Below are 9,945 nucleotides of genomic sequence, written 5' to 3'. Positions count from 1 at the left end.
ATTTGTATTTTCGTCGCCTACCAATTCCTCAAACCGGCGCACTCGCGGCGGCGGAGAGTGGTCTGCGCCTGTTGACTCAGGCCGCGATAGAGAAGAGAACGCTACGTTTGCCCGAACCGGAACGCTCTCCCCTCCCTGGAAGGGAGGGGTTGGGGGTGGGTCGGTCAGCTTTGGCCGCAACCGTGCCGTGATACGGAAACCCACCCACCCCCTGCCCCTCCCTTTCAGGGAGGGGGGTTCGTCAGTGCTCCTGGACCAGCGTCACGCTCATGGTGATGGTCTTCATACCCCCCGCAGCGATCTCGAACACACCGGGTTTGTCGCGGTAGTCGCCGGTATAGCCTTCGGGGTCGGCGATGCCGTGCCAGGGCTCGACGCAGACATAGGCCGCACCGGGCTTGGTCCAGATGCCCAGCTTGGGGGTATCGGGGAAAGCGATCTTCAACTGCGGGCCGGTCTTGGCACCATAGGTGACCGCGTCGGAGTGGATCGGATCCCACACCAGCGCGTCCCTGGCGAACAACTCGTCGCGTAAGGCGATGACGCGGTCCTCGACCGGCGAGGGGCGCTCGTCGACGGCGATCTGGCCGTCGGGGCTGATCGCCTTCAGCTTGCCGGGTTCGTCGGCGTTGAACGTGATGCGGTGGTCTGCGCGGGCTTCGCCGTAGGGGAGCGGCCAGGCGAAGGCGGGGTGGAAGCCGAAGCTTGCCGGCATCGCGGCGTCGGTACGGTTGTGGATGTGCGCCTCGAGCGTCAGGGTCGCGCCGTCTAACGTGAAGACGATGTCGAGTGCGAACGCGAACGGGTAGGCGTTCCGGGTTTCCTCGCTGTCGGTGAGGCGGAAGGTGGCGGAGCTTTCCGACTGCGCGACGACGTCGAACGTCGAATGGCGGGCGAAGCCGTGCTTCTGCATCGGGTAGGCCTGACCGTCGAGGCGGATGACGCCTTCGTTGACGACGCCGACGACGGGGAAGAGGATCGGTGCGTGGCCGGTCCAGAAGGTCGGGTCGGCGTTGGTCATCTGCTCGCGGCCGTCGGCGTCGTGGAGGTGGGTGAGTTCGGCACCGTGCGAGTTTATCTGCGCGGTGAGGTGGTCGTTGGCGATCGTGATCAGGTCGGTCATGGGGTTCCTTCCGTCATTCTTAACGCGCGAGTCCGCGTAACGCTCACAAAACTACCCGCGACATCAGCACCACCCCGGCGGAGGCCGGGGCCCAATTGGGGAACGGTGTTAACGAAGGGCATCGCATCACCACGATGGCCTTGCCAATTGGGCCCCGGCCTTCGCCGGGGTGGTATGAGGACGCCAGCGCGTGCCCTCACCCTCGCCGCCTTTGGCCCCTTCCCTCTCCCCTCGGGGGAGAGGGAAGGGGCCCGCGGCTGCTTGGCCGTGGGAAGGGTGAGGGCAAGCTAGACGCGGAGGCTCGCGCCCTGTTTTGCAGCCGCTGCGACCACCTTGTCGGCGATCGCCTTGATCTCCTCGTCGGTAAAGCTCTTGGCGGTCGGTTGCAGGACGATCTCGACCGCGACCGACTTGTGGCCGTCCTCCACCCCTGCCCCGGTGAACACGTCGAACACGCGCACCGAAACGATCGCGACCTTGTCCGCCCCCTTGACCGCGCGGACCAGCGTGTCGGTGGCGAGCGCCGCCGGCACGAGGAAGGCGAAGTCGCGGCGGACGGCTTGCAGCGCCGGCGGCGTGTAGGCCGGACGCGCGAAGCCAGATGCACGCTTGGGCGGGATCGCGTCGAGGTAGACTTCTACCGCAGCGACCGCGCCGTCGAGGTCGAACGCTTTCAGCACCGACGGATGGAGCATGCCGAAGCTCGCCAGCACCGTCTTCGGCCCGAGGCGGAGCGTGCCCGACTGGCCAGGGTGCCATGCGTCGCCGGCCTCACCCATCACCTGCAAATTGTCGACTGGCGCGCCCGAGGCCGCGAGAAGCGCCAGAGCTTCGGCCTTCGCGTCATACGCGTCGAAGCTGGCCGCCTTGCCCTCGCGCCAGCCGCGGGGCCGGCGGTCGCCTGCCAGGACAACGCCTAGCGTCGCGCGTTCCGCGTCGGCGAGGTAGCGACGGCCGATCTCGAACAGGCGGACGCTCTGCTGACCACGCTTGAGGTTGCGGCCCGTCGCTGCGAGCAGGCCGGGGAGCAGCGACGGGCGCATGACTTTCAGGTCTTCGCTGATCGGGTTGGCGAGCGTCCACGCGCCGCCACCGAAAGGCGCAGCTTCGGCGTCAGAGAGGAAGCTCCAGGTTACCGCTTCGTCGAGCCCTCGGGCGGCGGCGGCGCGACGTGCGCGGCGTTCGAGCTTCTGCTCAGGGGTCGCGGTCGGCTTGGCGACGCCGGGCATCCGGGGGAGCGGCGTCGAGGGGATAGTGTCGATGCCCTCGATGCGGACGACTTCCTCGACGAGGTCGGCGGGGCCGTCGACGTCGCGGCGCCAGGTCGGGATCGTGACCGGCCATTTGCCCTCGATCGTCGAGAACAGCGCGTCGCTGAACGCATCGGCGGACGTGATCGCGCCGATCGTGAAGCCGAGCGACAACAATGTCCGCGCCTGCCGTTCGGGGGCGACGTGGAGGCCACCGAGGTCTGCGCTCAAGCGCGGATCGTAGTGGATTACGCGCGGTTCGAGCGGCGGCTCACCCGAGCGCGTGACGTCGCTGGCCGTGCCGCCGCAGATGTGGACGACGAGCGCGGTGGCTATCGCGAGGCCGTCTTCGAGGAACGCCGGATCGACGCCGCGTTCGAAGCGGCTGCGCGCGTCGGAGGTAAGCGTCAGCTTCTGCCCGGTGCGGGCGATGTGGTCGGGATCGAAATACGCGCATTCGATCAGCACGTCGGTGGTCTCCGCCGACACGCCCGAATGCTCGCCTCCCATGATGCCGCCGATGTCGTGCACGGCCGCGTCGTCGGCGATGACGGTCATGGTCGCGTCGAGCGTGTAGGTCTTGCCGTTGAGCGCGACGACCTGCTCGCCATCCTGGGCTTTCCGCGCGACGAGGCCGCCGGAGAGTTTGGCGCGGTCGTAGACGTGCAGGGGGCGGCCGAGGTCGATCATCAGATAGTTGGTGATGTCGACGAGCGCGGAGATCGGCTTCTGGCCGATCGCGAGCAGGCTGCGGCGCATCCACGCGGGGGACTCGCCGTTGCGCACGCCGGTGACGGTCTGGGCGAAGAAAGCCGGGCAGCCTTCTGGATCCAGGGTCGCGACATTGGGTCCGTCCCCAGTCCTTGCTTCGTTATTGCTGCGAGGGCGGCGATCGAGTTCGCCGTCTGCCCCTGCCGCACCTTGGGTCCCGGCATCCGCCGGGATGACGGGGGGGGTGGGGATGGTCAGTGGGGTGAGCGTGCCGAGGCCGGCCGCGGCGAGGTCGCGCGCGATGCCGCGGACGCCCATGCAGTCCTGGCGATTGGGCGTGATCGCGACGTCGATGACCGGGTCCGTGAGGCCGGCGTAATCGGGGTACGGCGTGCCGATCGGCGCGTCCGCGGGCAGTTCGATGATGCCGTCGTGATCTTCGCCGAGTTCCAGCTCACGCGTCGAGCACATCATGCCGTTGGATTCGACGCCGCGGATGCTGGCGAGCTTCAGCGTGACGTCGAGGCCGGGGACGTAGGCGCCGGGCGCGCCGAATACGCCGACCAGTCCGGCGCGGGCGTTGGGCGCGCCGCAGACGACCTGGAGCGGACCGTTACCGGCGTCGACCGACAGGATCTGCAGCTTGTCGGCCTGCGGATGGCGTTCGGCGCTGAGCACCTTGGCGATCTTGAACGCGGCCAGCTTCTCGCCCGGGTTCTCGACGCCTTCGACCTCGAGGCCGATGCGGGTCAGCGCTTCGATGATCTGGTCGAGCGTGGCGGTGGTTTCGAGGTGCTGCTTGAGCCAGCTGAGCGTGAACTTCATGCGCCGACTCCGCCGGACAAAGTGGGGACGTCGAGGCTCGAAAAGCCGTAATGCTTGAGCCAGCGGATATCGCCGTCGAAGAACGGGCGGAGGTCGTCCATGCCGTATTTGAGCATCGCCAGCCGGTCGATCCCGCAGCCGAACGCGAAGCCCTGCCATTCGTCGGGATCGAGACCGCAGGCCTCGATGACTTTGCGGTGAACCATGCCCGAGCCGAGGATCTCGAGCCAGCCATCGGGTTCGGCGCCGCCGACGACGCGCTTGCCCTTGACCAGCGTGTAGCCGACGTCGATCTCGACCGACGGTTCGGTGAACGGGAAGTAGCTGGGGCGCAGGCGGAGGACGATGTCGTCGCGCTCGAAGAACGCCTTCACGAACGTCTCGAGCGTCCACTTCAGGTGGCCGAGCGTGATGCCCTTGTCGATCACGAGGCCCTCGACCTGATGGAACATCGGCGTGTGCGTCGCGTCCGAGTCAGAGCGGTAGGTGCGGCCGGGGGCGATGATGCGGATCGGGGGTTTCTGCGACAACATCGTGCGGATCTGGACCGGCGACGTGTGCGTGCGGAGCAGCGAGAAGGTCGTCTTCTCGTCGGCGGTGCCCGCCGCCTTCGCGTCGATCCCCTGCTGGAGATAAAAAGTATCGTGCATCGCGCGGGCGGGGTGCGTCTCGGGGATGTTGAGCGCGGTGAAATTGTGCCAGTCGGTCTCGATCTCGGGACCGGTCGCGACCGCGAAGCCGAGGTCGGCGAAGATCTCGGCGAGTTCGTCCATGACCTGGCTGACGGGGTGGATCGTGCCGGCGGGCGTCGCGTCCGCGGGGAGCGTCATGTCGAGCGTTTCGCTGGCGAGGCGCGCGTCGAGCGCGGCGCGTTCGAGTGTCGCCTTGCGCTCGGCGATGCCGTTGGCGACGGCTTCGCGGAGGCCCTGGATCAGCGGGCCTTGGACGAGGCGCTCTTCGGGGGTCATCTTGCCGAGCGTCTTCAGGAGCGCGGTGATCGTGCCCTGCTTCCCGAGCGCCTCGACCCGGCACGCATCGAGCGCGTCGAGCCCGGATGCGGCGGCGATCGCCGTCAGCATGTGGTCGCGCATCTGGTTCAGGTCTTCGGTCACGTCATACTCCCAGGGCGGGTTCGGTTAGGCGGGGCAGCCCGAGGCCGATACCCAGATCGTCCCAATTTTCGTTGCGCGCTTCGATCAGCTCGATCTTCCACGCTCTTCGCCATTCCTTCAGCCGCTTCTCGCGAACGATCGCGGCCTCCATCGTGTCGAACATCTCGTAATAGGCGAGACGCTTGATGCCGTACCGGCGAGTGAAGCCGGGGATCAACCCCTCTCGGTGCTGAACCAGCCTGGCGAGGAGATTTGAGGTGACGCCGATGTAGAGCGTGCCGTGGCGGCGGGAGTGGAGGATGTAGACGCACGGCTGGAAGGTTTCGCGCATTTTCGTGCCCCCTGATCACCGCTTGAGCGCTCATCTCAAGAGCTCCGTCATCCCGGCGGACGCCGGGACCCATGGTAGCGGGTCGGGTTGTGGTAGCACGTTTTCGCCGGGTCCACCGTAACCATGGGTCCCGGCGTTCGCCGGGATGACGGAGGGGGGGAGGGGGTGGCCATAATCAGGGCCCACTTCCACAAATACAGAAAGGGCGCCGGTGGTCTCCCACCGACGCCCTCCCGAAACTCACCTCAGTCGCGAAATTACGCGGCCTGGGGGAGAGCCGCCTTCACCTGGGCGACGATGGCGCTGAATGCAGCGCCCTCGTGCATGGCGATGTCGGCCAGGACCTTCCGGTCGAGTTCGATCCCTGCAAGCTTCACGCCGTGCATGAACTGCGAATACGTTAGACCCTCGGCGCGGACGCCGGCGTTGATGCGCTGGATCCAGAGGCCGCGGAACGTGCGCTTCTTAACCTTGCGGTCGCGATATGCGTACTGTCCGGCCTTCTCGACGGCCTGACGGGCGATGCGGATGGTGTTCTTACGACGGCCATAATAGCCCTTCGCCTGAACCAAAATACGCTTGTGCTTGGCGCGGGTGGTAACACCCCGTTTTACGCGTGCCATTGTCTAATTCCTTCTCAGCTCAACGCAGGCCGTAAGGCGCCCAGGCCTTCACTGCTGCGGTATCGGCCTTCGACAGCAGCTTGGTGCCGCGGTTCTGACGGATGTACTTGCCGTTGTGATGCGCCAGACGGTGACGCTTGCCGGCGACGCCGTGCTTGAGCAGGCCGGTGGCGGTGAGCTTGAAGCGTTTCTTGACGCCGCTCTTGGTCTTCAGCTTGGGCATTTTTATCCTTTCGGTTACGAAGGAGGACGCTGAAATCGCCGCGGCAGCCCACACTGGCCGGGCGATTCGTAGAACGCGTTCCCTTCGAGGAAGCGGGCCGCATAGACGCAATGATCCGCCATATCAACCGTTGTGGAACTGACGCGGCTGTCGTGCGATAGGCGAAGCATGGACGACAGCCCGACGCAGCCGATCGAGAACCCTCCCCCGGCCCCTGCGCCGGTCGATGCGCAAAAACGTCGCAAGCGGCGGATACTGCGCAACATCCTGCTCGGGATCGTCGCGGTCGTCGTCGCGATCTGGCTGGTGCTGTACATCACTAAGGGGCGTTTCCTGAAGCATCCGTTCGAGCGCGTCGTCGGGTCGCTCACGCACCGGACGCTGACGGTGCGCGGCGACTTCCAGCTCTATTTCGCGCCGTTCCGCATCAAGCTGTACGCGGAGAACTTCACGCTCTCGAACCCCGATTGGGCGAGCAAGCCGAACCTGTTCCAGGCGGACAAGCTCGACACGCGGATCGCGCCGCTGTCGCTGCTCTTCGGCAAGCGGCGGCTGTATTGGCTCGATCTGGTCAACGGCGCGGTCGATCTTGAGTGGAACGCGGCGCATTCGGCCAATACCTGGACGTTCTCGAACAAGAAGGGTGGCAAGCCGCTGGAGTTTCCGCGGATCGACGTGGCGACGGTGACAGGCACGACGGTGCGCTATCTCGATCCGCGGATGCGCGTGCTGGCGGACCTCAAGGTCGCCGACATCCGCTCGGTCGACGCGACGATCGGGCGCGCGGTCGGGCTGACCGGCAAGGGGCGGTTGCGCGAGACGCCGTTCACCGTGACCGCGCAACTGCTCTCACCGGACGCGACCGCCAATCGCGGGCAGAACAAGCTGGTCGCGCGGGCGCGGGCGGCGGGGAACATCATCGACGTCGCGGGGACGCTGCCGAGCATCGCCGATGTCGAGAACGTGCCGCTCGCCGTCACCGCACGCGGCGCCAATCTGTCGACGCTGCTCGGCGTGATCGACGTCGCGATCCCGAACACGCGGACCTACAAACTGCGCGCGCAGCTCATCAAGCAGGGCGACGAATACGCCTTCACGCACCTGCGCGGCTTTGCGGGCCGGACCGATCTCGCGGGCAAGCTGACGATTACCAACGGCGAGCGGATCCATCTCGATTCGGTGCTCACGACCAAGAGCCTAGACATCATCGATGCGGCTCCGTTCATCGGCTTCAATCCTGACATCGTTGAGTCGAAGGGCGCGGTGGCGGCCGCTGCCGCAACGGGCGCCGCGCCGCAGCGCCTGCTGCCCGACGGGAACCTGCCGGTCGCGACGATGCAGATCTTCGATGCCGACCTGAAATGGACGATCGGGGTGGTGAAGTCGCGCAACCTGCCGATCTCCGACATCGACCTGACGCTCGACCTGGAGCGTGGGCGGCTGGCGCTGTCGCCGCTGACCTTCTCGATGGCGCGCGGCAACGTGGCGTCGGACGTCATTTTCGACACGCGCGCGCGGCCGAGCGCGGTATCCTACGACATCCGCCTTGCACCGACGCCGCTGGGTCGGCTGCTCAAGGGCTATGGGCTGACCGAGGCCGGGACGACTGGGACCGTCAAGGGTCGGATCAAGCTCGATGGCCGGGGCGACTCGATCCATGATTCGCTGGCGTCGTCGCGCGGGCGGATCGCGTTTGTGCTGCCATCGGGAGCGCTTTCTGTGCGCAACGTTCAGTTGGCTGAGCTCGACATCGGCACGTTTGCGCAGCGGATGTTCCAGGGGAAGCTGGACGAGCCCGTGCAGATCAATTGCGGGTTGATCGGCTTTACCGTGCGCGGCGGCGTTGCGGCGGCGGACCCGATCCTGATCGATACGCGCAAGAACGTGATCGTCGGCCGCGGCGGTTTCAGCTTCCGCAACGAGGCGGTGGATCTGGCCTTTCGGGCGGATTCGAAGAAGTTCAGCCTGTTTGCCGGGCAGTCGCCGGTCGGAGTCGGCGGAATGTTCGCGGCGCCTAAGCTCAGCGTGATCTCGAAGGATCTGCTTGCGCGGGTCGGCAGCGGGCTCGGGCTGGCACTGGTGGCGACGCCCGTCGCGGGGATTCTGGCGTTCGTCGATGTCGGCGATGCGAAGTCTACCGCGTGCGGGCCGGTGCTCTCCGGGGCTACGGCGGCGGCGCAGCGGACCACCAAGGGCCAGCCGCGGGACGACGTGGGGCATGGAACGACCGCCAAGGCCGAGGACGGGAAGACGTCTGACGCGGAGCGGAAGGGGCAGCGGAAGAAGTTTCTGGGGATCTTCTGAGGGCGCGGGGAGATGGTACGCCCCCTTTCCCTAGCTTGATCTTCTTCGCGTCACGCGAGCGCCGGTTTCGATGGTTGAGCGCGCTTAGAAGGCTAGCGTTGCGTGTCCGTGGGTCCCGGCGTCCGCCAGGATGACGGAATGGGGTGTGAGCGGGGCTCGGTGGTGGACATGCAGGTCGGATGTTGCCCGTGGTCGGTTGTTGCCGGTGGCCCGTTGCTGCCTGTGGCCGGTGTCGCACGTAGTGTGAAGTACATACGCTGCTGGAGCTGGATAGCGGCTTGGCTACGACGCAGCCGTCGAAGCACTTACTCCTCACCACACCAACCCCGTCACCCCGGCGGACGCCGGGGCCCATGGTTGGATCCGCTCAGAGGGCTACCTGCCCGTGTCCGTGGGTCCCGGCGTCCGCCGGGATGACGGATGGGGGTGTTGATGTGGGGGCGTTGCGGTTTGCGATGACGCCTTTTTGATCCCTTCCCTCTTGCGAGAAGGACTGATCGCGTGCCGGACGCCGGTACGTACGTCGTGCCCTCCCCTAGCCCCTCCCGCAGGCGGGAGGGGAATCCTTATCCGTGGTCATGGCCGTCATGCGCATCGTGATCGTGTGCATCCTGCAACCGGTGCATCGCCTCAAGCACGTCGTCCATTCGCGCGGGGTCGCCGATCGCGAGCACATGACCTTCGCTGTCCGCGGTCAGCGGGTCGCCGTTCCAGTCGCACATGCGGCCGCCGGCGCCTTCGACTACCGGCACTAAAGCGGCAAAGTCGTAAAGCTTGAGGCCTGACTCGCAAACCACGTCGAGATGGCCGCTCGCGAGCAGGCCGTAATTGTAGCAGTCGCCGCCATATACGGGACCTTGCCGCGGGTTGCCGCCCGAGATCGCCGCAACCAGCGCGAGATAGTGCGGCACGTCGACCTCGTCGAAGAGATGCGGGCTGGTGGTGGCGATCGTCGAGCCCGCCAGTTCACGGCAGGTGCGGGTGCGGACCGGTACGCCGTTGAGTGTCGTCGGACGTCCCGCAACACCGACCCAGCGCTCGCGCTGGATCGGCTGGTCGATGATCCCGAGTACCGGCCAGCCATCCTCGACCAGTGCGATCAGCGTCCCGAAGATCGCACGCCCGACAGTGAAGCTGCGCGTGCCGTCTATCGGATCGAGCACCCATTTGCGGTTGGTGACGCCCGGCTTCTCGCCATACTCCTCGCCGACGATGCCGTCGCCCGAGCGTTCGGCGTCGAGCAACCGGCGCATCGCCGATTCGGCCTCGCGGTCGGCGCGGGTGACGGGGGACTGGTCGTCCTTGATCTCGACGCCGTGCTCGTGGCGGAAATAGGGTCGGATGACGTGGCCCGCAGCATCCGCGAGGCGGTGCGCGAGATCGATATCGGCTTGGGTTACTGGCATATTTCCAGCCTATCGAGCGCGAGCGTCACGGGCAATG

General features: G+C 66.5%; 8 protein-coding genes. 1 reads left to right on the top strand and 7 read right to left on the bottom strand.

The annotated features are described in order from the left end of the window. Positions 1-241: 241 nt before the first annotated feature. From C8J42_RS16290 to rpmI, 6 genes are all read right to left on the bottom strand, one after another. Complete coding sequence (locus C8J42_RS16290) at positions 242-1,123, bottom strand: aldose 1-epimerase family protein (protein WP_133020906.1); 882 nt, start codon at positions 1,121-1,123, stop codon at positions 242-244. Positions 1,124-1,410: 287 nt separating this feature from the next. Then, positions 1,411-3,909 (bottom strand): phenylalanine--tRNA ligase subunit beta, encoded by a 2,499-nt coding sequence (pheT, locus tag C8J42_RS16285; protein ID WP_133020905.1) that lies wholly within the window; start codon positions 3,907-3,909, stop codon positions 1,411-1,413. Continuing rightward, on the bottom strand, positions 3,906-5,021 hold the full coding sequence (gene pheS / locus C8J42_RS16280; RefSeq protein WP_133020904.1) for a phenylalanine--tRNA ligase subunit alpha: 1,116 nt from the start codon (positions 5,019-5,021) through the stop codon (positions 3,906-3,908). Before pheS ends, pheT begins: the two co-directional genes overlap by 4 nt. 1 nt (position 5,022) lies before the next feature. After that, positions 5,023-5,352 (bottom strand): GIY-YIG nuclease family protein, encoded by a 330-nt coding sequence (locus tag C8J42_RS16275; protein ID WP_056061401.1) that lies wholly within the window; start codon positions 5,350-5,352, stop codon positions 5,023-5,025. A 257-nt stretch (positions 5,353-5,609) separates the two neighbouring features. Beyond that, entirely contained in the window at positions 5,610-5,975 is a 366-nt protein-coding gene (gene rplT, locus C8J42_RS16270; protein WP_056054375.1) for a 50S ribosomal protein L20, read from the bottom strand. 19 nt (positions 5,976-5,994) lie between these two features. Beyond that, positions 5,995-6,198, bottom strand: coding sequence for a 50S ribosomal protein L35 (gene rpmI, locus C8J42_RS16265; RefSeq protein WP_031395289.1), 204 nt, complete (start codon positions 6,196-6,198; stop codon positions 5,995-5,997). A 168-nt stretch (positions 6,199-6,366) separates the two neighbouring features. On the opposite strand from rpmI, the gene C8J42_RS16260 reads away from it, so the two are divergent. After that, positions 6,367-8,502 carry an AsmA family protein gene (locus C8J42_RS16260; protein ID WP_207897153.1) on the top strand — a complete coding sequence of 712 codons (2,136 nt, stop codon included), beginning with the start codon at positions 6,367-6,369 and terminating at the stop codon, positions 8,500-8,502. 566 nt (positions 8,503-9,068) lie between these two features. Here the strand turns inward: C8J42_RS16260 and C8J42_RS16255 are convergent. Continuing rightward, entirely contained in the window at positions 9,069-9,908 is an 840-nt protein-coding gene (locus C8J42_RS16255) for an inositol monophosphatase family protein (RefSeq protein WP_133020903.1), read from the bottom strand. Between the last annotated feature and the right edge of the window lie 37 nt (positions 9,909-9,945).

Source organism: Sphingomonas sp. PP-CE-1A-559 (assembly GCF_004340965.1).
Classification (GTDB): Bacteria; Pseudomonadota; Alphaproteobacteria; order Sphingomonadales; family Sphingomonadaceae; genus Sphingomonas.
Note: the sequence above shows the minus strand (reverse complement) of the source record. Positions and strands in the feature narration are given on the sequence as shown.